The sequence below is a fragment of the Actinomadura viridis genome, assembly GCF_015751755.1.
Taxonomy (GTDB): Bacteria; Actinomycetota; Actinomycetes; order Streptosporangiales; family Streptosporangiaceae; genus Spirillospora; species Spirillospora viridis.
The window spans coordinates 7684397-7706957 of sequence record NZ_JADOUA010000001.1 but is presented as its reverse complement, the minus strand read 5'-3'; the positions used below and the strand labels follow the sequence as shown (position 1 = coordinate 7706957).

Below are 22561 nucleotides of genomic sequence, written 5' to 3'. Positions count from 1 at the left end.
ACCAGGAGTGAAATGACCACGGCTCCGGAAGTACCGGACATCCTGTCACCCGAGTTCGCCACCGATCCCTACAGCGCGTACCGGATCATGCGTGAGCACGCCCCGCTTTTCTGGCACGAGCCCATGCAGAGCTACGTGGTCTCGCGGTACGAGGACGTCGCCCGCGCCTTCCGCGACCCGGCGTTCACCACCGCCAACTACGACTGGCAGCTCGAACCGGTGCACGGCCGGACCATCCTGCAGCTCAGCGGGCGCGAGCACGCGGTCCGGCGCGGGCTGGTCGCGCCGGCGTTCCGGGGCGACGAGCTCCAGGGACGGTTCCTGCCGGTGATCGAGCGGAACGCGCGCCTGCTGATCGACCGCTTCCGGGCGACCGGACGGGTGGAACTGGTCGGGGAGTTCAGCACCCATTTCCCGATCAACGTGATCGTCGACATGCTCGGGCTCGACCAGGCCGACCACGCCCGCTTCCAGCGGTGGTACACCTCCATCATCGCGTTCCTGGGCAACCTCGCCCAGGATCCGGAGGTGGCGGCGGACGGGGAGCGCACCCGGGTCGAGCTGGCCGCGTACATGCTCCCGATCATCGCGGAACGGCGCGCGAATCCCGGCGACGACCTGCTGTCGCGGCTGTGCCTGGCGGAGATCGACGGGACGCGGATGAGCGACGAGGACATCAAGGCGTTCGTCAGCCTGCTCCTGGCCGCCGGGGGCGAGACCACCGACAAGGCCATCTCGGCGATCATGGCGAACCTGCTCGTCCACCCCGAGCAGCTCGCGGCCGTGCGGGCGGACCGGAGCCTGATCGCGCGGGCCTTCGCCGAGACGCTGCGCTTCTCCCCGCCGGTCCACATGATCATGCGGCAGCCGGAACGGGACGTCACGCTGAGCGGCGGAACGATCCCGGCGGGCAGCACCGTCACCTGCCTGATCGGCGCGGCCAACCGGGACGCGGAACGGTACCGGGACCCCGAGCGGTTCGATATCTTCCGGGACGACCTGGACACCACCACGGCGTTCTCGGCCGCGGCGAACCACCTGGCGTTCGCGCTGGGACGGCACTTCTGCGTCGGCGCGCTGCTGGCCAAGACCGAGGTCGAGGTCGCGATGAACATGCTCCTGGACGCCATGCCCGACGTGCGGGTGGCCGACGGGTTCGTCCCGGCCGAACAGGGCGGGTTCACCCGGGGCCCGGAGCGGCTGCCGCTGGAGTTCACCCCGGTGGGCTGAACGGGCGCGCCTCGTTGAGCAGGTAGGCGGCCGGGCTGAAGGTGACGGGCAGGCTCTGCAGGCCCCTCATCCAGAACGAGGGCCGCCACTCCAGCTCGCCGGGCTCGACGGCCAGCTCGATGTCGGGCAGCCGGTCGAGCAGCACCTCCACCGCCGTCCTCGCGATGACCTCGGCCAGTTCGGGGGCGGGGAAGGGGCAGCCGTGCTCGCCGTGCCCGAACGACAGGTGGGCGCGGTTGCCGCCGGTGTGGTCGTGCGCGGCGGGCTGGACCTGGGGGTCGGCGTTGGCGGCGGCCAGGCCCAGCACCAGCAGGTCGCCGGGGTCGATGCGGCGCCCGCCCAGCTCGCTCGCGTGCACGGCCCAGCGGCCGATGAAGTTCTGGGTGGGCGTGTCCTCCCAGAGCACCTGGTTGAGGGCCTGCCCGACGCTGCCCCGGCCGCCCTGGAGCGTCATGGAGAACCGGTCGTCGACCAGCATCAGCCGGAGGGTGTTGCCGATCCAGTTGCCGGTGGGCTGCTGCGCGGCGGCCATCACCACCAGCAGGTCGATGATCACCTCGTCGGGGGTGAGCCCGGCGGGATGGGCCAGCAGGCGGGACGGGACGTCCGGGCCCGGGACGGACTGCCGGTCCTTCACCAGCCGCGCCATCCGCTCCTGGATCCGGGCGTGCGCGGGGCCGGCCTTCTCGCTGGCGTCGAGCGACTCGGCGACGTCGTTCACCAGGGTGGGGACGTCGGCGTCCGGCAGCCCGTACAGGCGGGCGATCACCAGCAGCGGGACGCGGTGCGCGTACTGGTCGATCAGGTCGGCCTGGCCGTCCCCGGCGAACCCGTCGATCAGCCCGTCGGCCAGCTCCTCGCAGATGGCGGCCAGCTCGGTGCGGTCGACGGCGTCCAGGGCGTCGCCGATCGCGCCCGCCCGCCGCTGGTGCTCGGGCCCCTCGGCGAACATCACCGAGGGCGCCCAGCCGACGTACGGCATCAGCGGCCAGTCGTCGGGCACCTGGTCCCAGGCGTTCCAGCGGCGGCAGTCGCGCGCGAACAGGGCCGGGTTGCTGGTGATGTGGTTGACCTCCCGGTAGCCGACCACGAACCAGGCGGGGACGTCGCCCTCCAGCAGCACCGGGACGACCGGGCCGTGCTCGCGCCGCAGCCGGCGGTAGAACTCGGCGGGCCGGCGGGTGATGTCGGGGCCGTACAGCCGTACGCGCTCGCCGGAGTCGGCGGGCGGCGGGCCTTCGGGCGAGGCGTTCTCGGCCGTCGATCCGGTCACGGGGTGACCTCCTGGGCGAGGGACGGGTCGTGGAGTCGGGTGAGATGCCGGACGAGGGTGATGAGCACGGACTTGCACGACTCGCGGCTCCGGGCGTCGCACTCGACCAGCGGGACGCCGTCCCCGAGGGACAGCGCGTCGCGGATCCGGTCGAGCGGGGGCCGGGGGCCGTCGAACCGGTTGACCGCCACCACGAACGGCATCTTGTGGTGTTCGAGCCGGTCGAGGGAGTAGAAGCAGTCCTTGAGCCGGCGGGTGTCCGCCAGGACGACCGCGCCCAGGCTGCCCGAGAACAGCTGGTCCCACAGGAACCAGAACCGTTCCTGGCCGGGGGCGCCGAACAGGTAGAGCACCCGCTGCTCGTCCAGCGAGATCCGGCCGAAGTCGAACGCGACGGTGGTGGTGGTCTTGTTCTCGACCCGGCTGGGGTCGTCGATCCCGATGCCGGCCCGAGTCATGATCTCTTCGGTGCTCAGCGGGCGGATCTCGCTGATCGAACCGACCATGGTGGTCTTCCCGACCCCGAACCCGCCCACGATCACGATCTTCGATGCGTCCCGGGCGGTACGGCGCAACGGCAGGCCGGCCGCCCCGGCGGGCCGGTGATCGGCGGCCCGGTCAGAGCTGTTCGAGTCCAACGAGTACCTGTCTCAACGTTTCCAGGTCGGCCGCGTGCTCGGGGGCGACGGCCGAGGTCGGGTGGCGGACGGTGACGCGGCCGGTGTCGAGCAGATCGAGCAGGAGGATCTTCACGACGCTCACCGGCAGTCCCAGATGCGAGGACAGCTCGACCACGGCGACCGGGGCGTCGGCGCACAGCCGCAGGATCGCGGCGTGCTCGGACTGCATCCCGGGCACGGGCGCGTCCTCCGCGACGATCAGCGCGACCAGGTCGAGCGAGTCGTCGTCGGCACGGCTGCGCCCGCCGGTGACGGTGTAGAGCCGGTCCGGAGCCTCGCGGTCCAGGGGACGGGGGTTCATGCCGGAGCGCCGCCGCGCACCGGCCGTCGCGGCGCGGCGGTCAGGTAGCCGCCGATCTGCTCCACCAGCTCGTTCATGCTGTGGCCGACGAGGCCGACGTCGGCCTCGTCGCCGGCCACCACGGCCAGGTGGGCGCCCTCCCCGGCCGGGACGATGAGCAGCACCCCGCCGGGGTACTCCACCATCGACTGGCCGGCGCCGAGGCCGGCGCCGAACTCGCTGGACGCGGTGAGCGACAGGCTCTGGATCCCCGAGGCGATGGCCGCCAGCTGGTCGGCCCTGTCCTCGTCCAGTCCCGGGGTGTGGCAGATCTTCAGGCCGTCCTTGGACAGCACCAGGACGTGCTGGACGCCGGGCGCCCGGTCCATGAGGGTCGCCAGCAGCCAGTCGAGGTCGCGCTCATCGGTGCTCATCGGATCCCGGGGCGGACCGCCGTGGCCGTACCGCCCCTGCCTCCCATCTGTTGGTCGTATGGCCCGGCGGGAGCGCCGGGCCCGATCTGCGGGCACACCCGCCGCACCTGGTCATGGACGTACGGCCCGTACGGCCTCGGGCTCACCGGCCCGCGTCCTCGGAACCGCCGCCGGCTCCGGGCTCGGGCCGGACGTCGGGGGCCGCGGAGGGGACGCCGCCGGAGCCGGCATCGGCGGGCGTGGAGGTGGCGGGGGCCGCGGGCAGGGGTCCGGTCGCGCCGGCCGGGTCGCGGCGGACCGCGGCGGACTGGCGGAACGCGGCGAACCGCGCACCCGCGTTCCCCGTACGGGCGGCGGGGCGGGGCGCCGGCCCGGCCGGGGCCGCCGCGAGCGTGGCGCCGCGGCGGCGCTTGGGCAGGTCATCGCCGTCCTCGCCGGGCTCGGCCGCGGCGGGCCGGGACGGGGCGGGCCCGGACGCGGCACGGGAGCCCGCGCCGGCCCGCGCGGCCGCGCGGTCGCCCCGCGCGCCGGCCCGCCCGGAGAGCCGCTGCTCGCCGGACGCGGTGGGCGCGGGCGCGCCCTTGCCGGTGAAGCCGTCCGAGGAGTGGGTGATGAGCTGGCGCGGGATCAGGACGACCGCGCCGGTGCCGCCCCGTGCGGACGGGCGGAAGCTGACCGTCAGGGCGTGCTTGCGGGCCAGCCGGCCGACCACGGCCAGGCCCAGCCGGGTCCCGGGGAGCGAGGTCAGGTCGGCCGCCTCGGAGACCAGCCGCTCGGCGCGCTGCCGTTCGCGCTGCCGCATGCCCAGGCCGCTGTCCTCGATGGTGACGACGACGCCCGCGTCCTCCTCCTCGACGTACACGTGCACCATGGTGCCGTGCGGGGAGAAGTTGGCGGCGTTGTCCATCAGCTCCGCCAGGGCGTGCATCACGCCCTCGGCGGCGAAGCCCGCGACCGCGGCGGTGCTGGTGGAGTGGTACTGGACGCGCTGGTACGCGGCGATCCGGCCCATCGCGCCGCGCAGGATGCTCTCCATCACGATGGGCTTGGTCCAGCGCCGTCCCGACCGGCCGCCGCTGAGCAGCGCGATGCTGTCGGCCAGGCGGCCCATCTGGGAGAGGTGGTGGTCGAGGTCCAGCAGGTCGCCGAAGACCTCGTCGTCGCCGTGGCGGTGCTGCAGCTCGCGCAGCTGGGCCAGCATGCGGGTGGTCTGGGCCTGGATCCGGGCGGCGGCGCTCGCGCAGGCGGCCCGCGCGGCGGCGCTGGTGCGCTCGCCCGCGGCGAGGTCCTCGGCGATCCGCCGCAGGAGGGTCTCCAGCGGCTGCTGGGCGGGCACCGGGATCTCCGCCAGCACGGCCGGCACCGACGCGCGGTCCTCGCGGATCCGCTTGACCAGGGTGGGAACGGTGGAGTCGGCGAGCCTGGCCGCCTCCGCCTCCAGGTCGGCCCGGTCCGCCGCCGCACGGGCCGCCCGGTGCTCACCGGCGGCGACGCTCTCCGCCACGGTGCGCAGCAGCGGCCCCAGGACGGGGTCGCGCCGGGCCGGGACGTTCTCCAGGGCCGCCTGCGGGGCGGCGCCCTCGCGCAGCCTGCCGATCATCTCGGGCAGCGGGCCCGCGACCATCTCCCGGAGCCGGTGCTCCAGGCGGTCGCCGTCGGACTCCAGGGCGGCGAGCCGGCCGCGGAGCCGCCGGGCGTACTCGGCGAAGTAGGCCGCGGCCGCGATGGCGAGGGTGATGACCAGGGCCGCCGCGCCGCCGCCCGCGGCGACCAGCGTCCGGGTGTGCTCGCCGGCGGCGGAGAGGGCTCCCAGCCAGCCGCAGCCGACGACGATGGTCGCGATCACCCAGACCAGGAGCGCGCGCTCCAGGGCGGCGCGCTCGCCGCGTGATCGACCTGCGTGTACTGCCATCCACCATGTCCTTGAAGGGGGGAACCGGCCGGGGGCCCCGCCGAGGCGGGCCCCGGGACCTACGGCGACACCAGGATGTACCACAACGCCACTGGTCAGAGACGGTAATCCAACAAAATCCCCCTAACGGGCGGTCCACATCCGGCCGCCCCGGAGCGACCACCCGTGCGCGGAGCGTGGTATCAGGCGTCCGCCCGCACACCTCCGCCCGGCCGGTCCCCGGCCTTCCGCCACGCGTACTTCCTGATCAGGGGCCAGAGCAGGAGCGCCAGGATCACGGCGTAGATGGTGTACGAGACGGGCCCGCCGACCAGTCCGCCCAGGTCACCGCCGGACAGCTGCAGGGAGCGGCGGGCCTGGAGCTCGGCGCGCGGGCCGAGGATGACGCCGACGATCAGCGGGAGCACCGGCAGCCCGAAGCGCCGCATCATGAAGCCGAGGAGCCCCAGCAGGAGCAGCAGGAACAGGTCCAGGGGCTGGGCGTTGACGGCGTAGGCGCCCATGGACGCGAAGAACAGGATGCCCGCGTACAGGTAGGGCCGGGGGATCCGCAGCAGCTTGGCCCAGGCCGGGGCGAGGGGCAGGTTGAGGAGGAGCAGCAGCAGGTTGCCCAGGAAGAGGCTGGCGATCAGCGTCCAGACCAGGGTGGGCTGGCGCTCGAACAGCAGCGGTCCCGGCTGGATGCCGTACGACTCGAACGCCGCGAGCATCACCGCGGACACGGCGGTGGTCGGCAGCCCGATGGCCAGCATCGGGACCAGGGTGCCGGCGGCCGAGGCGTTGTTGGCGGCCTCGGGTCCCGCCACGCCCTCGATGGCGCCGTGCCCGAACTCCTCCGGGCGCCGGGCCAGCCTCTTCTCGGCGGCGTACGACAGGAAGGTCGGGATCTCCGCGCCCCCGGCGGGCAGCGCCCCGAACGGGAAGCCGATCGCCGTCCCGCGCAGCCAGGGCCGCCACGAGCGCCGCCAGTCGTCGGCGCCCATCCACGGCCGCCCGACGGGGACGGTGCGGAGGGGCGCGCGGTGCAGGTGGGCCGCCACCCACAGTGCCTCCCCCACGGCGAAGACCCCGACCGCGACGACGACCACGTCGATGCCGTCGGCGAGCTGCGGGACGCCGAGCGTGAGGCGCTGCTGCCCGGTCACCGCGTCGATCCCGATCAGGCCGATGACCAGGCCGAGCAGCAGGGACGCGAAGCCGCGGACGCGGGAGGCGCCCAGCGCCGCCGAGACCGCCACGAAGGCCAGCAGCATGATCGCGAAGTAGTCGGGGGCGCCGAGGCCGACGGCGAACCGCACCACCATGGGCGCGACCAGCACCAGCAGCAGGGTGGCGATCGTCCCGGCGACGAACGAGCCGATCGCCGCGGTGGCCAGGGCCTGCGCGGCCCGTCCCGCCTTGGCCATCTTGTTGCCCTCGATCGCGGTGACGACCGAGGACGACTCGCCGGGGGTGTTCAGGAGGATCGAGGTGGTCGAGCCCCCGTACATGCCGCCGTAGAAGATCCCGGCGAAGAGGATGAACGCCTGGGTGGGGTCCATCCCGTAGGTGACGGGCAGGAGCAGGGCGACCGTCATCGCCGGGCCGATGCCGGGGAGCACCCCCACGGCGGTCCCGGCGAGCACGCCGAGCAGCGCGACCAGCAGGTTGCCGGGCGACAGGACGTTGACGAACCCGTCGAGCAGGTGACCGAGGTTCCCCATCACAGGATCCCCTGCAGCACGCCGGCCGGGAGGTTGACGCCGAGCCCGACCGCGAACGTGTAGAAGGTGATCAGCGACAGGGCGACCGCGACCAGCAGGCCGCGGACGTGGTGCCGGTTCCCCAGCGCGAACGCCGAACCCCAGAACAGGAGCGTCCCGCTGATCACCCACCCGAGCGGTTCGATCAGCACCGCGTTCCCCGCGAACGCGCCGATCAGCAGGAGGACGGTGCGCCGGTCGGCGCGGCCGGACAGGTCGACGTCCTCCCCGGACTCCGGCTCGCCCCGGCCGCCCCGGGCCACGTCCACGGCGTAGACGACCGCCACCACCAGCAGCGCGGCACCCAGGAGCATCGGCACGGGGCGGGGGCCGACGGGGTCGTTGCTGCTGGTCACATGGGTGGTCCGCAGGGCGTCGGCGAACACCAGGACGCCGGTCAGGGCGAGGAACGCGCACACGCCGTACTGCGCGCGGTCCCCGTCCCGTTCCCGGGTCCGGCCGGGCCGCTCCTCCACCTGCACGGTCATGCCAGGCCGAGTTCGGTGAGGATGGCGGCCACGCTCTTGTCCTGTTCGGCCAGGAATCCGGCGAACCGCTCCCCCGTCATGAACGAGTCCGTCCAGCCGCGCTTGGCGCACTCGGCCTTCCAGCGCTCGGAGTCGCGCATGCGGGTGAACGCGTCGATCCAGGTCTTCCTGTCGTCCTCGCCGATCCCGGGCGGGGCGAGGACGCCGCGCCAGTTGGCGAACACCAGGTCGATGCCCGACCCCTTGAGGGTGGGGACGTCCTTCAGGGACGGGATCGGCTGCTCGGCGGTCACCGCGAGGACCCTGAGCTGGCCGGACTGCACCTGGTCGAGGAACTCGCCGTAGCCGCTGGCCCCGAACGCGATCTTGTTGCCGAGCAGCGCGGGCAGCAGCTCGCCGCCGCCGTCGTAGGAGACGTAGTTGACCTTCTTCGGGTCGATCCCGACGGTCTTGGCCAGCCGCATCGGCAGCAGGTGGTCCGGCCCGCCCGGCGAGGAGCCGCCGCCGACCGTGACCTTCTTCGGGTCCTTCTTCCACGCCGCGACCAGGTCACCGATCGTCCGGTACGGGGAGTCCTTCGGGACGACGATCGCGCCGGCCTCCTCGATCAGCTTGGCGATCGGGGTGGTCTGGGTGACCGTCGCCTTCGACTTGGACGCGTAGGAGGCGCCGACGACGCCCAGGCCCATCTGCATGGCCAGCTTGCCGTTGCCCCGCTCGTTGATCACGCGTTGCAGGCCGACGGTGCCGCCCGCGCCGGGCAGGTTGAACACCTGGATCCGGCCGGCCGTCCCGGTCTCCTCCATGACCTTGGCGACCGTCCGGGCGGTGGTGTCGTACCCGCCGCCGGGGGCGTTGGGCACCATGATCCGCAGGCCGGTCGCGGCCTTGCCGGTCTCCTTGTCCGCGGTGGCGCCGCAGGCGGCGGTCCCGAGCATCGACAGCGCCATCACGGCGCCGGCCAGTGGAGCGAAGCGTTTTTTCACGTTCGTCTCTTTCACATCGGGGGGTCCGGGGTCATGATTGTGCGAACTCGGAAACACCCCGTCCATCTTGTGTGACCAGCGGAGATTGAGTTCATTGTGGTCGTGAAGCCGCGCCGTCCGACCCTCGCGGGCGAGCTGCTGGCGTGGCAGCTCGTCATCGTGGTGGTGGTGCTGGTCGCCGTGGGCGCGATCTCCCTGGCGCAGTCCGCGGCCACGTTCGACCGCGTCGAGGGACGCCGGGTGACCGAGCTGGCCGAGCAGCTCGCGTGGAACCCGCTGGTGCGCAGCCAGATCGACCGGCCCGCGCCGGCCGAGGTGCTGGCGCCGCTGCTGCACGCGACCCGTACGCAGTCCGGCGTCACGTCCGTGACGGTCGCCGACGTCCGCGGCAGGATCATCGGTTCCACGGACACGACGCTCGTCGGGACGCCCTTCCCCGCCGCGGCGGGCGAGGCGGCGCAGGCCCGCGGCCGGTCCGGCTACCTGACGGTCGGCGGGACGCGCGAGCTGACCGCCCGCGTCCCGGTCCTCGGGGCCGCGCCGGAGAACCACGGCCGCCTCCTGGGCTCGGTGATGATCGGCGTGGCCGCGCCCACGGTCGGGGAACGGCTCGTCGGCGCGTCCTCGTACCTCCTCGGCTACCTGGGCGTCGCCAGCGCGCTCGGCGTCCTGGGGTCCTGGCTCCTGGCCAGGCGGATCAAGCGGCAGACGCTCGGGATGGAGCCGCGCGAGATCGCCGGCCTGGCCGAGCACCGCCAGGCCATGCTGCACGGCATCGCCGAGGGCGTGGTGGCGCTCGACCCGCAGCTCCGGCTCACCCTGGTGAACGACGTGGGCCGCGAGCTGCTGGCCCTCCCCGCGTCCTGCGTCGGGACGAGCCTGTCCGGACTTGGGTTCGACGGGCGCCTGTACGACGTGCTGGCCGGGGGCGACGAGGCCCGCGACGAGATCGTGATCCACCGGGGCCGGGTGCTGGTGCTGAACCGGATGGCCGTCGTCAAGGACGGCCGCCCGCTCGGCTCGGTCACCACCCTGCGCGACCGTACCGAGCTGGCCCAGCTGGAACGCGAGCTGGGATCGTTCCGCAGCTCCACCGAACTCCTCCGGGCGCAGGCCCACGAGTTCTCCAACCAGCTGCACGTCATCTCCGGGCTCATCCAGGTGGACGAGTACGAGGAGGTCGTCCGCTACGTCCGCGCGCTGCGAGAGCACCGGGAGTCGCTCGACCTGGTCCTGCCCAGCCTCGTCCGCGACACCGCCGTGGCCGCGCTGCTGACCGCGAAGTCCTCGCTGGCCGCCGAGCGCCGCGTCCGGCTGCGGCTCTCGGAGCGCACCGCTCTGGACCGGCTGGACCCCCTGGACGCCGCGGACGTGGCGACGGTGACCGGGAACCTCGTCGACAACGCCATCGACGCGGCGGCGGCCGGCGGCGAGGGGGAGGCGTGGGTGGAGGTGGAGCTGCGCCAGGACGCCTCCAGCGTGGAGATCGTGGTGCGCGACTCCGGTCCCGGCGTCGCCCCGGAGCTCGCCCGCGAGGTGTTCACGCGGGGCTTCACCACCAAGGCCGCCCAGGGCGGCGGGCGCGGCATCGGCCTGGCCCTCATCAGGCTGGTCTGCCAGCGCCGCGGCGGCGAGGTCGCGGTCGCCAACACCGACGACGGCGCGATGTTCACCGCGCGCATGTCCATCGGTCGCCTGGCCCACGAGGTGATGGAGACACTCTGATGATCGAGGTGCTGGTCGTCGACGACGACTTCATGGTGACGAAGGTCAACAGCGGCTTCGTCGACCGGGTCGAGGGCTTCCGGGTGATCGGGACGGCCGGTTCCGGGGAGGAGGCCCTCGCCCGCATCGGCGACCTGAACCCCGACCTGGTCCTGCTCGACCTCTACCTGCCCGACCTCTTCGGCCTGGAGGTCATCAGCCGGATGCGCGCCGCCGGCCACGACTGCGACGTCATCGTGATCAGCGCGGCCCGGGAGGCCGGCGCGGTCCGGGCCGCCGCGCGGCAGGGCGTGGGCGACTACCTGCTCAAACCGTTCGGCGCCGACGACCTGCGCGCCCGGCTGGAGCGGTACGCCGCCCGGCGCGCCGACCAGGACGCGACGGTCATCAGCGACCAGACCGACGTGGACCGGCTGCTGGCCCGGTCCGGCCCGCCCGCGGTCCCCGTCCTGCCCAAGGGCATGAGCGTGGAGACGGCCGAGCTGGTCAAGCGGGCCCTTCGCGCCGCCGACGGCACGATGTCGGCCACCGAGTGCGCCGCCGAGGTCGGCCTCTCCCGGGTCAGCGCCCGCCGCTACCTGGAATGGCTCGCCTCCGCGGGCCAGGCCCAGGTGACCCTGCGCTACGGCGCCGCCGGCCGCCCCGAACGCCGCTACAGGTGGCACCGTCCGGCCTGACCCGCCCCCATTTCGTTGACTTGCGGCGAGCTGCTGCCTCAGGCTCCTTCCCCTTGGGCTCGGGAGCGGGCGGGGCCTTGGGAGCGGCCGTCGACGGCCGGTTCGGGGACGGCGCCGCGGACGGGCAGCGGCTCGTCCAGCCGGAGCGTGACACGGTGTCCGCCCTTGACGGCCTCGACCGTCCAGTCCTTGGGGGCCGGTGCGGCGTACACCGGCCCGGCGGCGAGGACCATGGAGGTCATCGCCACCGCCACCTAGATCACGGCTGGTGACCGTGCCGCCCCCGCCTCCGCCAGCCGGTCGGCCAGCCGGGCGAGGTGGGCGGCGGGGCCGCCGAGCAGATGCTCGGCCGCCTTGGCCCGCCGGTAGAACAGGTGCAGGTCGTGCTCCCAGGTGAAGCCGATGCCGCCATGGAAGTGGACGGCCTGGTCGGCGGCGTGGAAGGCGGTGATCGAGGCCACCGCCAGGGCGGCGGCGACCGGCAGGTTCGCGGGATCGGCGTCGGCGGTCCAGGCAGCGTGGCGCACCGCGGACTCGGCCAGCTCGCAGTCGACGTAGAGGTCGGCCAGGCCGTGCTTGACCGCCTGGAAGGAGCCGATCGGCCGCCCGAACTGGACACGGGTCCGGGCGTACTCCACGGTCATGTCCAGGCACCGCCGGGCCACGCCGAGCTGTTCGGCGGCGAGCCCGACCGCCGCCAGGTCCCAGGCCGCGGCGAGCGCCGCGGCCGTCCCGGCTCCGTCCAGCGGGCGGGCCGCCGCGCCGTCCAGCTCGATCCGGGCGGCCCCGCGTGTCAGGTCGAGGGTCGTCAAGGTGGTCCGCCGCAGCCCGGCCGCGCCGGCGTCCACGGCGAAGACGCGGGGGCTCCCGGGCGGCCCGGCGACCACCAGGAGCACGTCGGCCGCCTGGCCGTCCACCACGCACGCCACGTCCCCGTGCAGACGGCCGCGCGGGTCGGCGGAGACCGTCCCGGCCGCGGGCTTCCACCAGGGCGCGACGGCCACGACGGTGTCGCCCTCGGCGACGCCGCGGAGCAGCGCGGCGGCGTCGGCCGTCTCGTCCAGCCGGAGGAGCAGGCCGGTGGCGAGCACCGCCGAGGACAGGAAGGGGACGGGCGCCAGCGCGGCGCCCATCTCCTCCAGCACCACCGCCAGCTCCGCGGCCCCCGCTCCCGCTCCGCCGTGCCGCTCGGGGACGATCAGGCCGGTCACGCCCAGCTCCCCGGCCAGGCGGCGCCACACCACCCGATCGGGCGCGGGCCCCTCCTCCACCAGCCGCCGCACCTCCGGCAGCGGGACGGTGTCGGCCAGGAACCGCCGCACGGCGTCGCGCAACTGCTCCTGCTCCTCGGTCGGCACCAGGTTCATACGGGTCCTGTCCCTCCACTCCTGTTCACGCGGGCACGGCCGGTGCGGTGCCCGTTCACCCGGTCCCCGTCGCGCGCCGCGAGAAGGGGAGGTCGCGGTCGGGCGCGGGCTCCCTGGGCAGGCCGAGGACCCGGTCACCGATGATCTGCCGCTGGATCTCGTCGGTGCCCCCGGCGATCCGGGCGGACGGGGCGTCCAGCAGGGCGGCGGCGAGCCGTGGCGCGGCGGCGTCCCCGGGTACCCAGGCCAGCCCGGCGGGCCCGGCCACCTCGGCGACGGCGTCGGCGGCGAGCCGGGCGAGGCGTCCGGCGGCCAGCTTGCCCGCCGAGCCGCGCGGCCCGGCCGGCCGGCCGTGCCGGGCCTCCTGGCCCAGCCGGGCCGCCAGCAGCTCGGCGAGCCGCTCGGCCCGGTAGACCTCGGCCAGGCGCAGGTGGACGTGCCGGTCGCCGGCCACGCCCCGCTCGCGGGCGAGGGCGGAAAGGGCGGCGTACGAGGCGGGGTGGTCGCGCGGGCGGCGCCGTTCGGAGATGGTGATCCGTTCATGGCCCAGCATCCGGACGGCGGCGTCCCACCCCCCGCCCACCGCGCCGACCACGGCGTCGGCGGGAAGCCGCACGGCGTCGAGGAACACCTCGTTGAAGCGGATCGCGCCGGTCATGTCGCGCAGCGGCCTCACCCGCACTCCGCGGGACCGCATGTCCACGACGAACATCGTGATGCCGCGGTGCCTGGGCACGTCCGGATCGGTGCGGGCCAGGACCGCCCCCCACTCGGCGTACTCGGCCCGGGACGTCCAGACCTTCTGGCCGTCGATGACCCAGCCGCCGCCGTCGCGCCGCGCCCGCGTGGTGAGCCCGGCCACGTCCGATCCGGCGCCCGGTTCGGAGAACAGCTGGCACCAGATCTCGTCGCCGCGCAGCATCGGCCTGAGGAACCGGCGTTTCTGCTCCGGGGTGCCGAGGTCCAGCAGGGTGGGGCCGATCATCCCGAGCCCGATGAGGAAGGGGTCGGACGGCAGCGGGAACCGCCGGGCCCGCTCGTCGAAGGCGCGGCGTTCGGCCTCCGTCAGCCCCTGGCCGCCGTACTCGACGGGCCAGGTGATCCCGGCGAACCCGGCATCGTGCAGGGCGGCCTGGAAGCGCCTTGCCTCGACCGTCTTGGCGACGGGCTCGCGGGGGGCGTTCCCCTCCAGCCAGGCGGCGGCCCGCGCGGAGAAGTCCTCGGTCATCGGCTCTCCTCTACTCTCGGTCACGCGCGGCGAGGGCGGCGGCCAGCGCGGCGCGGTCGGGCTTGCCCACGGGGGTGAGCGGCAGGGACTCCACCATCACCACCACGTCGGGACGCTTGGGCCCGGCGACCGTGGCCCGGCAGTGCCGCTCGACCTCCGCGGCGGTGCAGGTGCCGACCACGGCGGCCACCACCCGTTCGCCGAGGACCCGGTCCGGCACGCCGACCACGCAGGCGCCGGTCACGCCGGGGCAGGCCCGGAGGGCGTTCTCCAGGTCGGCGGGGTGGACGTTGAACCCGCCCCGGATGATCAGTTCCTTGCGGCGGCCGGCGATCCGCAGATGGCCGTCGGGGTCCTGGCAGCCGAGATCCCCGGTGTACAGCCAGCCGTCGCGGATCGCCCCGGCGGTGGCGGCCTCGTCCCGCCAGTAGCCCGCCATCACCGCGGGGCCGCGCACGATGATCTCGCCGGTCCCGCCGCGGGGCACGTCCCGCCCGTCCGGGCCGACGACGCGCACCTCGACGCCCTCGAACGGGACGCCGACGCTGCCCCGGCGGTGCGGGCGGGACGGGGAGTCGCCCGCGATCAGGGTCCCGGACTCGGTCAGCCCGTACCCCTCGATCACCCGCACCGGCAGGGCGTCCTCGACCGCCTCGATGAGGTCGGGCGGGCAGGGCGCACCGCCCACGTAGAGGCGGCGCAGCGAGCGCAGCGCGCCGGAATGGACGTGACCGGCGTCCAGCAGGGCCTGGAGCATGGCGGGCACGACGTCGGCGACCGTGACGCCCTCCGCCCGTACGGTGGCGGCGAAGCCGTCGGGGTCGAAGCGCCGCCGCACGAGCAGGCGCAGGGGCCGCAGGTGGGTGACCAGGAACGCGATCAGGCCGAAGCCGTGCGACAGCGGCAGGGTGACCAGGCTGACGTCCTCAGGGCCCGCGTCGTCGGAGGCGGCGGCCATGCGCGCGGCGGCGGTCAGGTTGCGATGCGTCAGCATCACCCCCTTGGAACGTCCGGTGGTGCCCCCGGTGAACAGCACCGCGGCCAGGTCTCCGTCGTCGAGCGGAACCGGCGCGGCGCCCGTTCCGGGCCCCGGGGCGTCCTCCGCTCCGCCCTCCATCTCGGCGAGGGGGACGTCACCGCCCGCTCCCACCAGCGGGAACGTTCCGCCGGCCGCGGTCCGCGCGGCCCGCGCGGTGCCCGCGGTCTCCGCGGAGACCAGGACGGCGGCGGGTTCGGCGGTGCCGAGGATGTGCGCGACCTCGCCCGAGGTCAGCGCGGGCATCAGCGGGGTGATCGCCGCGCCGGCCCGCCAGGCCGCCTCGTAGGCGACCAGGACGTCGACGCCGTTGGCCATCATGACCCCGACGCGGTCGCCGCGCCCCGTGCCGCGTGCCCGCAGGCCGCCGGCCAGCCGCCGGGCCCGCTCCGACAGCGCGTGGCCCGTCCAGTCGCCGGTGTCGTCGGTGGCCCGTACGCGGTCGCCGTGCGCGGCGAGGTAGGTGTCGATCAGCTCGACGATGTGCACGTCGGTGACTCCCGTCCGGAGCGTGAGGTTCAGGGGCGGGGCGGTCAGAGCATGGGGATGTTGAGGCCGCCGTCCACGACCAGCTCGGCGCCGGTCACGTAGGACGCCTCGTCGGAGAGCAGGAACAGCACGGCCGCGGCGACCTCCCACGGGGTCCCGGCACGGCCGAGCGGGATGCGGCCCGCCAGGTCCGGGGCGTGCCCGGCCGGGACGTCCGCCAGCGCCCGCCGCAGCATCGTCGAGTCGATGACGCCCGGCAGCACCGTGTTGACCCGGACGCCGGACACCGCGGCGGTGGCGGCGGCGTGCCGGGACAGGCCGAGCAGCGCCGCCTTGCTGGTGTCGTAGGAGATCCCGGCCCCGCCGGTGCGGAGGGCGTTCAGCGAGGACATGTTCACCACGGCCCCGCCGCCCGCCTCCGCCATCGCGGGCAGGGCGTGCCGGATGGTCAGCAGGTGGCCGCGCACGTTGACCCGCATGATCTGGTCGAAGGTCTCCGGCGTGGTGCCGGTGACGTCTCCGGTGTCGGCGACGCCCACGTTGTTGACCAGCAGGTGCAGCCCGCCGAACGCCTCCACCGCCGCGGCGACCGCGGCCGCGCACTGGTCCGGGTCGGCCACGTCGCAGCGGACGGCGCCGGCCCGGCCGCCGGCCCGCCTGATCTCCTCGGCGGTCTGCCCGGCGGCATCGGCACGCAGGTCCGCGACCATGACCGCTGCGCCCTCCCGGGCGCAGGCCAGCGCGGTGGCCCGGCCGTTGCCGATCGGCGTCCGCTCGCCGGCGCCGGGCGGCCCGTCCGAGCCGCCGCCGACCACCAGCAGCACCTTGCCGTCGAGTCGTCCCATGTTCCGTCCTCCTGCCCGTGTCACCAGTGCGTGCTCTCGGTACGGTCCGGTCCGTCAGGCGTGCACGGGCGGGACGAGCCCGGCCCAGGGCATCGCGGTCTCCAGCTGCGCCGCGACCCGGAGCAGCACGTCCTCGCGCCCGTGCGCGGCGGCCAGCTGAACGCCGAGGGGCATCCCGTCGGCGGCCCGGCCCAGCGGCAGCGAGATGGCCGGCTGCCCGCTGACGTTGAACGGGACGGTGAACGCGCTGGCCTCCATGCCGAGGCTGGAGAAGGGGTCCTCGCTGGTCGGGTTGAACAGGCCCAGCGGGGGCGTCTGGCCGGTGAGGGTCGGGGTGAGCAGGAGATCCCAGCCCTCCTCCTCCCACCACCGCTCGATGTCGCGGCCCCGTTCGCGCACGGCGTCCACTCCCGCGGCGTACTGAACGCCGGTGACGGTGCGGCCGATCTCGGTGTACGCCCAGGTCTGCGGCTCCATGTCGGCCTCGGTCAGCGGCCGGCCGATCAGCCGTCCGAAGCGCTCGATCTCGCGCAGCACCACGACTCCGATGCAGGGCATGAACTCCATGGGCCAGCTGCCCCTGCGGAGTGCCTCGGGGAACCCCTCGCGCACGTCGTGGCCGAGTCCGGTGAGGACGTCGGCGACGGCGCGGGCCGCGGCGGCGCACTGGGGATCGACCGTCGTCCCGCCCGCCGGGTCCTCGGTCAGCACGCCGATGCGCAGCGTGCCGGGGTCCGCGCCGACCTCCTCGGTGAACGGGCCGGGCGGGGTCCACGCGCCGTAGGCGTCCCCGGGCCGGTGGCTCCCGGCGACGTCCAGCAGCGCGGCGCAGTCCCGGACGCTGCGGGTCATCCAGCCCTCGTGCGCCAGGCCGGAGACGTTGTCGGAGTCGATCACGGCCGGGCCCTGCGAGACGCGGCCACGGGTGGGCTTGAGCCCGACGACCCCGCACTTGGCGGCCGGCTCGCGGACCGAGCCGCCGCCGTCGCTGCCGTGCGCGACCGGGACCAGGCCCGCGGCCACGGCCGCCGCGGCGCCGCCGCTGGACCCGCCGGTGGACCGGGAGGTGTCCCAGGGGTTACGGCAGGTGCCCCAGCCCTCGGACTCGGTGGTGGCGACCAGCGCCATCTCGGAGGTGTTGGACCGCCCCGCCAGGACGAACCCGGCGGCGCGCATGGACTGGACGAAGTAGGCGTCGTGGTCGGCGCGCAGCCCGGCCGCGATGACGCCCTTGATTCCGGCCGCGTAGACGTCGCCCTTGGACGGCATGACCTCCTTGAGCAGGTAGGGGACGCCCCGGAACGGGCCGTCCGGGGCGGCGGCGGCCTCGGCGCGCGCCTTCTCGGCCAGCGTGACGACGACCGAGTTGAGCCGGGGGTCGATCTTCTCGATCCGGGCGACGGTCTCCTCGATCAGCTCGCCGGGGGTGATCTCACCACTGCGGATCAGTTCCGCCTGGGCGGTGGCGTCGATGAACGCGTCGGGCATCATGCCCTCCCATCTGCTCAAGATACCTGTTCACATGACTTGGTCAGGTGAACAATTCCAGCATCGGGGCCCTGCCGGACGGCTGTCAAGACGTCCGGCAGCCTGGTTTCGGCCGGTCAGGGCCGGGTGAGGGCGGCGGCGACCTCGGCCGCGGCTCGCTCGCCCGACCGCACCGCGCCCTCCATGTAGTTCATCCAGACGGCGGAGGTCTCGGCCCCCGCCCAGTGCACGAGTCCGGACGGCTCGCGCAGCAGGGGGCCGTACCGGGTCCAGCCGCCCGGCCCGAAATTGCCGCCGAAGCAGCCCCGCGTCCACGGCTCCTCGGTCCAGTCGGTCTCCAGGTACCCCGACGGCCGTGCCGCGCGCTCGCCGAAGTGGTGCCCGAGCACGTCCAGGACCGCCGCCCGGCGCGCTCCGGCCGGCAGCCGCGCCAGCCTCCGGGCGTCGTCGCCCTGGGCGAAGGCCACCAGGACCCCGCGGTCCCCGCCGGGCGGCGAGTTGTCGAAGGTGACGGTGATCGGTCCCCGATCGCGCAGCAGGCCGCCGTTGAGCCCCTCGTCCCGCCAGAACGGCGTCTCGTACAGGCAGCTGACCTTGATGGTCGAGCCCGGCGGCATCCGCTGATGGAGCTGGGCCCGCCCGCCGGGCAACGGCGGGTCGTGCTCGATCCGGTCGCCGATCGCGGGCGGCACGGCCACGATCGCGCGGCGGGCCCGTACCGTGACCCCGTCGGCGGCCACCTCCACCCCGTCCGGCCCCTGCCGGACGCGCCGTACCGGGGCGCCCAGCCTCAGGTTCCGCGCGCCGAGGCGGGCCGCCAGCCGTACCGACAGCTCGTGCGAGCCGCCCGCGAAGCGGCGTTCCTGCGCGCCGCCGGCGACCTCGGTCAGCAGGTCCACCGAACCCGCCGACCGGATGTAGGCCAGCACGTGCAGCAGCGACAGCTCGGCGGGCTCGGCCGCGAAGACCGCGGTGGTCAGCATGCGCAGGACTCCGGACGCGTCCGGCTCCCCGGCCCCCGCCAGCCAGCCGTGGAAGGTCCGCGCGTCCCATTCGGCCGCGCGGTCCGCGGTCCAGGGCGCGTCCGGCGGGACCTCGGCCGCCATCCGCTCCAGTTCGGCCAGGACCCGCCGGGCGCCCTTGAACGCCAGGCCACCGCCCGTCACGTCGACCCGCGTCCGGCCCTCGTGGTACGTGGCGAAGGTGGCCACCCCGAGTTCGTCCGCCAGGGCCGCGAGGCGTTCCTGGGTGGGACCGATGAACTGCCCGCCCGCCTCCACCGTCCCGCCGGGGACGGGCCGGTTCCATGTTCTCCCCCCGACGCGGTCGCGGGCCTCGAGGACCACCGGCCGCAGCCCGGCACGGTCCAGGTCGCGGGCCGCCACCAGGCCCGCCAGCCCGGCTCCCACCACGGCCACGTCGGCCGTCTCCTCCGTCGTTTCGGCCCTCTCGCCGGTACGCAGGTCGCCCACCTCCGGGGTGCTCAAAAGTCCAGGTCCTCGCCCGAGGCGAACGCGCGCAGCACGTTGCCAGGTGTACGGGCCACGTCGTTGTCATAGCCGTTGTGCGCCGGCGCCCCGCGTCGGGCGATCGACCCTGCGGTCCGGTGCGTCCTCGGACATTCCGGCCTCCTCTCCTGTGGGTTCTCGGGGATCGCGGGCCGGTGTCATCCGCGCAGCGCGCTGACGAAGCCCCGCGTGATCGAGCGCTGCATGAACCCGTAGACGAGCAGTACGGGGGCCAGGGCGATCAGCGCGGCCGCGAAGATCAGCGGCCATTCGGCGGAGAACCGGCCCACGAAGGAGTAGACCGCCACGGGCAGCGTCACCTTGCCGGTGTCGCCGACGAACACCAGCGCCACGAAGAAGTCGTTCCAGACGAACAGCCCGGTGAGCACGGCGACCACCCCGGTCACCGGGCGCACGAGCGGGAACACGATCTGGACGAAGATCCGCACGGGCGCGGCGCCGTCCACCCGCGCGGCCTCTTCGTAGGCGGCGGGCAGCCCGCGGAAGAACCCGGCGTACAGGAACACCGCCAGCGGCATCTGCAACCCCAGGTAGACCAGGACCAGCCCGCCGCGCGTGCCCGCCAGGCCGGTCTCGACCATCACCGCGTACAGCGGGATGAGCCCGAGCTGCACCGGCAGGATCATGCCCAGCGTGAACAGCCCGAACAGCAGGCCCGACACCCGGGACGCCCGCCTGGCCAGCACGTAGCCCGCCGGGGCCGCGATCGCCACCAGCAGCGCCACCACGGCGGCCGTCGTCACCACGCTGTTGAGCAGGGCCTGGCCGAACGACACGCTCTCGCCGCCGGCCTCGGCCCAGGCCCGCGTGAGGTTGCCCGGGGTCGGCGGCGCGGGCGGCGCGAACGGCGACCCGGCCGCGTCGGCGGGCGTCTTGAACGCCGTGGCCGCCACGAAGTAGACCGGGGCCAGCACCGGTATCGCCGCGACCCACAGGCCCGCCTCGCGGAAGGCCGACCATCGGGTGTAACGGTCCATGAGCTCCTCTTCCTCCCTCCGGCCGTCCGCGGGCCGGTCAGCCCGTCCCGCGGCGCAGTGCCCGCAACTGCGGCAGCGCGGCCAGGAACACCACGGCGACCAGCAGCAGCGCCACCGCCGCGCTGTAGCCGTACCGGCCGGTCACGAACGCCTGCTTGTAGACATAGGTGCCGAGCGTGTCGGTCCCGCCGGACGGGCCGCCGCCGGTCAGCGCCATCACCTGGTCGAACACCATGAACGAGGTGATCATCGAGAGCGCCGCGCCGATGATGAGCACCGGCCGCAGCAGCGGCAGCGTGACGTGGCGGAAGACCCGCCAGGGGCCGCCGCCGTCCACCGCCGCCGCCTCGCGCAACTCCGCCTGGATGCCCTGGAGCCCGGCCAGGTAGAGGAGCATGTGGTAGCCGGAGAACTGCCAGACCATCACCAGCACGATCCCGCCGAGCGCGGTGCCGGGTTCCCCCAGCCACGGCCGTGCGAGCGCGCCCAGCCCGGCCGCCTCCAGCCCGGCGTTGAGCGGGCCGTCGGCGTCCAGGACGAACTTCCAGATGTAGGCGACGACCAGCGGGCTCACCACCGCGGGCACGAAGAACAGGGCGCGCAGCAGGCCGCGGGTGCGCAGGGTGCGGTTCAGCGCCAGCGCGAGGCCGAGCCCGGCGGCGTTCACCCCGACCACGTACAGCAGGACCAGCACGAGCGTGCGCGCCAGCACCCCCGCCCCCTCGGGCTCTCCGAGGAACTCCCGGAAGTTGGCGAGGCCCGTCCAGCGCGGGGCGGTGAGGCCGTCCCAGTCGGTGAAGGCGTAGGCCGCGCCGGCCAGCGAGGGGCCGAGCAGGACCGCGCCGTACAGCAGGACCGCCGGTGCCGCGAACGACCACGGCACCCGGTGCGGCCCTACGGCGCCTTCGCGGTCCATGCCGAATCCATCGAGGTGAGCACGTCCGCGGGGCCCTTGTTCCCGGACAGGATCTGCACGAGGCCGCCGCCGAAGCGGATCACGACCTCGGGGTTGGGCCACTGCTGGTCGGCGATCGGGGCGGTCCTGCCCCCGGTCAGGTACGGCGCGAGCGCCTCGGCGTACGCGGGCAATCCCGGATCGCCGGCGCTCGGGGCCAGGCCGGGCATCGTGCCGGCCCCCGCGTACTTGGCCTGGTTCCCGGCGTAGAAGTCCAGGAACCGCTTGGCGAGTTCGGCGTTGCGGGCCTTGGCCGGGACGACGAGCCCGCTCACGGGCCCCGCGGGGACCCGTACGCGGGCCGGGTCGTCGTCGCCGGGGAAGGCGAACATCTCCAGCCGGGCATCGGGGTTTCCCGCCTGGAACAGCGGCAGCGTGGCCGTGGGCGCGACCGCCATCCACGCCTTGCCCTGGGCGAGCGCCCGGCTGGCCGCCTCCTGGGAGGCTCCCGCGGCGTCCTTGGGGAAGCAGCCCGCGTCCCTCATGCGGACGAACTTCTCCAGCGCCCGGCGCCAGCCCGCCGTCCCGGCGAACGTGGCGCCGGCCGCCAGCCGGCGCTCACCGGCCCGCGGATCGTCGGCGAACGCCGAGGAGGCGGCCAGGGCGAAGCCGACAAAACGCGGCATGCCAGAGGTCTCGGTCCCGCCCAGCGCGAACGCCGTCCTGCCGTCCGCCTTGGCCTTCCCGCACAGGGCCAGCACGTCCGCGAAGGTCTTGGGGGCGGTCACGCCCTGCTTGGCGAGCACCCGGGGGTCATGGAACACGCCGATCGCCGTCGACTCGGTGGGGAACGCGATGGTCCTGCCGCCGTCGTCGGTCATGAACCGGCTCGCGGGCGGGATCCGTTTCGCCCACGGCGCTCCGCCGAGGTCGGTCAGCAGCCCCTTGTCGGCCAGCGCCCGGGCGGCGCTCGCCTCCCCGTACCCGAGCAGCGCGGTCGCCACGTCGGGCACCCGGCCCGCGGTGAGCCGCCGCCGCAGCGCCTGGGTGTACTGGACGTAGGCGGTCTTGCTGACGGTGACGCGGACGCCGGGGGTGGCCTTCTCGAAGTCGCGGGCGGCCGTCTCGACGGGGTCGGCGCCCTGCCCGGCGTCCCAGGTGGTGACGACCAGTTCCCCACCGTCCCCCTCGCCGCCCCCGCACCCGGCCGCGACCAGCAGCGACGCGCACAGGGCCAGCGGCACCAGAGGGCCTCTCAGTCCGTTCATGGCCGTGTTCCC

Annotated in this window: 21 protein-coding genes; 3 read left to right on the top strand and 18 right to left on the bottom strand. The window is 74.5% G+C overall.

All coding sequences use genetic code 11. The annotated features are described in order from the left end of the window. Positions 1–12: 12 nt before the first annotated feature. The gene (locus IW256_RS35035) at positions 13–1230 is read left to right on the top strand and encodes a cytochrome P450 (RefSeq protein ID WP_197015018.1); all 1218 of its coding nucleotides are present in this window, start codon (positions 13–15) and stop codon (positions 1228–1230) included. Here IW256_RS35035 and IW256_RS35030 read toward each other — a convergent pair. From IW256_RS35030 to IW256_RS34995, 8 genes are all read right to left on the bottom strand, one after another. After that, the gene (locus tag IW256_RS35030) at positions 1214–2503 is read right to left on the bottom strand and encodes a cytochrome P450 (protein WP_197015017.1); all 1290 of its coding nucleotides are present in this window, start codon (positions 2501–2503) and stop codon (positions 1214–1216) included. The two genes, IW256_RS35035 and IW256_RS35030, sit on opposite strands and share 17 nt — an antisense overlap. Then, on the bottom strand, positions 2500–3141 hold the full coding sequence (locus IW256_RS35025; protein WP_231404055.1) for a GTP-binding protein: 642 nt from the start codon (positions 3139–3141) through the stop codon (positions 2500–2502). The genes IW256_RS35030 and IW256_RS35025 overlap by 4 nt, the downstream gene beginning before the upstream one ends. After that, entirely contained in the window at positions 3122–3484 is a 363-nt protein-coding gene (locus tag IW256_RS35020; protein ID WP_197015016.1) for a DUF742 domain-containing protein, read from the bottom strand. Before IW256_RS35020 ends, IW256_RS35025 begins: the two co-directional genes overlap by 20 nt. After that, complete coding sequence (locus tag IW256_RS35015; protein ID WP_197015015.1) at positions 3481–3897, bottom strand: roadblock/LC7 domain-containing protein; 417 nt, start codon at positions 3895–3897, stop codon at positions 3481–3483. The genes IW256_RS35020 and IW256_RS35015 overlap by 4 nt, the downstream gene beginning before the upstream one ends. A 142-nt stretch (positions 3898–4039) precedes the next feature. Further along, the gene (locus IW256_RS35010; protein ID WP_197015014.1) at positions 4040–5809 is read right to left on the bottom strand and encodes a sensor histidine kinase; all 1770 of its coding nucleotides are present in this window, start codon (positions 5807–5809) and stop codon (positions 4040–4042) included. Between the two features lie 182 nt (positions 5810–5991). After that, on the bottom strand, positions 5992–7512 hold the full coding sequence (locus IW256_RS35005; RefSeq protein WP_197015013.1) for a tripartite tricarboxylate transporter permease: 1521 nt from the start codon (positions 7510–7512) through the stop codon (positions 5992–5994). Further along, positions 7512–8039: a tripartite tricarboxylate transporter TctB family protein gene (locus IW256_RS35000; protein WP_197015012.1), complete on the bottom strand. Its 528-nt coding sequence runs from the start codon at positions 8037–8039 to the stop codon at positions 7512–7514. The genes IW256_RS35005 and IW256_RS35000 overlap by 1 nt, the downstream gene beginning before the upstream one ends. Beyond that, positions 8036–9025 carry a Bug family tripartite tricarboxylate transporter substrate binding protein gene (locus IW256_RS34995; protein WP_307829292.1) on the bottom strand — a complete coding sequence of 330 codons (990 nt, stop codon included), beginning with the start codon at positions 9023–9025 and terminating at the stop codon, positions 8036–8038. The genes IW256_RS35000 and IW256_RS34995 overlap by 4 nt, the downstream gene beginning before the upstream one ends. 102 nt (positions 9026–9127) lie before the next feature. Between IW256_RS34995 and IW256_RS34990 the strand changes: the two genes are divergently transcribed. Next, a complete protein-coding gene (locus IW256_RS34990; protein ID WP_197015010.1) occupies positions 9128–10750 on the top strand; it encodes a sensor histidine kinase in 1623 nt (540 codons plus the stop codon). Continuing rightward, a complete protein-coding gene (locus IW256_RS34985; RefSeq protein WP_197015009.1) occupies positions 10750–11427 on the top strand; it encodes a response regulator in 678 nt (225 codons plus the stop codon). Before IW256_RS34990 ends, IW256_RS34985 begins: the two co-directional genes overlap by 1 nt. A gap of 38 nt (positions 11428–11465) precedes the next feature. Here IW256_RS34985 and IW256_RS34980 read toward each other — a convergent pair whose 3' ends face one another. The 10 genes from IW256_RS34980 to IW256_RS34935 all read right to left on the bottom strand — a co-directional run bounded on the left by IW256_RS34980 (position 11466) and on the right by IW256_RS34935 (position 22549). Beyond that, positions 11466–11669 (bottom strand): hypothetical protein, encoded by a 204-nt coding sequence (locus IW256_RS34980; protein WP_197015008.1) that lies wholly within the window; start codon positions 11667–11669, stop codon positions 11466–11468. A 12-nt stretch (positions 11670–11681) separates the two neighbouring features. Next, positions 11682–12794: an acyl-CoA dehydrogenase family protein gene (locus tag IW256_RS34975; protein ID WP_197015007.1), complete on the bottom strand. Its 1113-nt coding sequence runs from the start codon at positions 12792–12794 to the stop codon at positions 11682–11684. 55 nt (positions 12795–12849) lie between these two features. Then, complete coding sequence (locus IW256_RS34970; protein ID WP_197015006.1) at positions 12850–14022, bottom strand: acyl-CoA dehydrogenase family protein; 1173 nt, start codon at positions 14020–14022, stop codon at positions 12850–12852. A gap of 10 nt (positions 14023–14032) precedes the next feature. Further along, on the bottom strand, positions 14033–15547 hold the full coding sequence (locus tag IW256_RS34965) for a class I adenylate-forming enzyme family protein (protein ID WP_197015005.1): 1515 nt from the start codon (positions 15545–15547) through the stop codon (positions 14033–14035). 44 nt (positions 15548–15591) lie between these two features. Further along, entirely contained in the window at positions 15592–16392 is an 801-nt protein-coding gene (locus IW256_RS34960) for an SDR family NAD(P)-dependent oxidoreductase (RefSeq protein ID WP_197015004.1), read from the bottom strand. Positions 16393–16446: 54 nt separating this feature from the next. After that, positions 16447–17880 carry an amidase gene (locus IW256_RS34955; RefSeq protein ID WP_231404054.1) on the bottom strand — a complete coding sequence of 478 codons (1434 nt, stop codon included), beginning with the start codon at positions 17878–17880 and terminating at the stop codon, positions 16447–16449. Positions 17881–17996: 116 nt separating this feature from the next. Then, positions 17997–19367, bottom strand: coding sequence for a flavin monoamine oxidase family protein (locus IW256_RS34950; RefSeq protein ID WP_197015003.1), 1371 nt, complete (start codon positions 19365–19367; stop codon positions 17997–17999). Between the two features lie 179 nt (positions 19368–19546). Continuing rightward, positions 19547–20386, bottom strand: coding sequence for a carbohydrate ABC transporter permease (locus IW256_RS34945; RefSeq protein ID WP_197015002.1), 840 nt, complete (start codon positions 20384–20386; stop codon positions 19547–19549). Positions 20387–20423: 37 nt separating this feature from the next. After that, on the bottom strand, positions 20424–21302 hold the full coding sequence (locus IW256_RS34940) for a carbohydrate ABC transporter permease (protein WP_197015001.1): 879 nt from the start codon (positions 21300–21302) through the stop codon (positions 20424–20426). Next, entirely contained in the window at positions 21281–22549 is a 1269-nt protein-coding gene (locus IW256_RS34935; protein WP_197015000.1) for an ABC transporter substrate-binding protein, read from the bottom strand. The genes IW256_RS34940 and IW256_RS34935 overlap by 22 nt, the downstream gene beginning before the upstream one ends. Positions 22550–22561: the final 12 nt, after the last annotated feature.

What these genes read in the sequence shown, in the direction of transcription:
- IW256_RS34975 (WP_197015007.1), bottom strand. Translation starts at nt 12,794, where the DNA reads ATGAACCTGGTGCCGACCGAGGAGCAGGAGCAGTTGCGCGACGCCGTG.
- IW256_RS34960 (WP_197015004.1), bottom strand. Translation starts at nt 16,392, where the DNA reads ATGGGACGACTCGACGGCAAGGTGCTGCTGGTGGTCGGCGGCGGCTCG.
- IW256_RS35005 (WP_197015013.1), bottom strand. Translation starts at nt 7,512, where the DNA reads ATGGGGAACCTCGGTCACCTGCTCGACGGGTTCGTCAACGTCCTGTCG.
- IW256_RS35000 (WP_197015012.1), bottom strand. Translation starts at nt 8,039, where the DNA reads ATGACCGTGCAGGTGGAGGAGCGGCCCGGCCGGACCCGGGAACGGGAC.
- IW256_RS34955 (WP_231404054.1), bottom strand. Translation starts at nt 17,880, where the DNA reads ATGCCCGACGCGTTCATCGACGCCACCGCCCAGGCGGAACTGATCCGC.
- IW256_RS34935 (WP_197015000.1), bottom strand. Translation starts at nt 22,549, where the DNA reads ATGAACGGACTGAGAGGCCCTCTGGTGCCGCTGGCCCTGTGCGCGTCG.
- IW256_RS34980 (WP_197015008.1), bottom strand. Translation starts at nt 11,669, where the DNA reads ATGACCTCCATGGTCCTCGCCGCCGGGCCGGTGTACGCCGCACCGGCC.
- IW256_RS35035 (WP_197015018.1), top strand. Translation starts at nt 13, where the DNA reads ATGACCACGGCTCCGGAAGTACCGGACATCCTGTCACCCGAGTTCGCC.
- IW256_RS35020 (WP_197015016.1), bottom strand. Translation starts at nt 3,484, where the DNA reads ATGAACCCCCGTCCCCTGGACCGCGAGGCTCCGGACCGGCTCTACACC.
- IW256_RS35010 (WP_197015014.1), bottom strand. Translation starts at nt 5,809, where the DNA reads ATGGCAGTACACGCAGGTCGATCACGCGGCGAGCGCGCCGCCCTGGAG.
- IW256_RS34970 (WP_197015006.1), bottom strand. Translation starts at nt 14,022, where the DNA reads ATGACCGAGGACTTCTCCGCGCGGGCCGCCGCCTGGCTGGAGGGGAAC.
- IW256_RS34940 (WP_197015001.1), bottom strand. Translation starts at nt 21,302, where the DNA reads ATGGACCGCGAAGGCGCCGTAGGGCCGCACCGGGTGCCGTGGTCGTTC.
- IW256_RS34985 (WP_197015009.1), top strand. Translation starts at nt 10,750, where the DNA reads ATGATCGAGGTGCTGGTCGTCGACGACGACTTCATGGTGACGAAGGTC.
- IW256_RS34945 (WP_197015002.1), bottom strand. Translation starts at nt 20,386, where the DNA reads ATGGACCGTTACACCCGATGGTCGGCCTTCCGCGAGGCGGGCCTGTGG.
- IW256_RS35015 (WP_197015015.1), bottom strand. Translation starts at nt 3,897, where the DNA reads ATGAGCACCGATGAGCGCGACCTCGACTGGCTGCTGGCGACCCTCATG.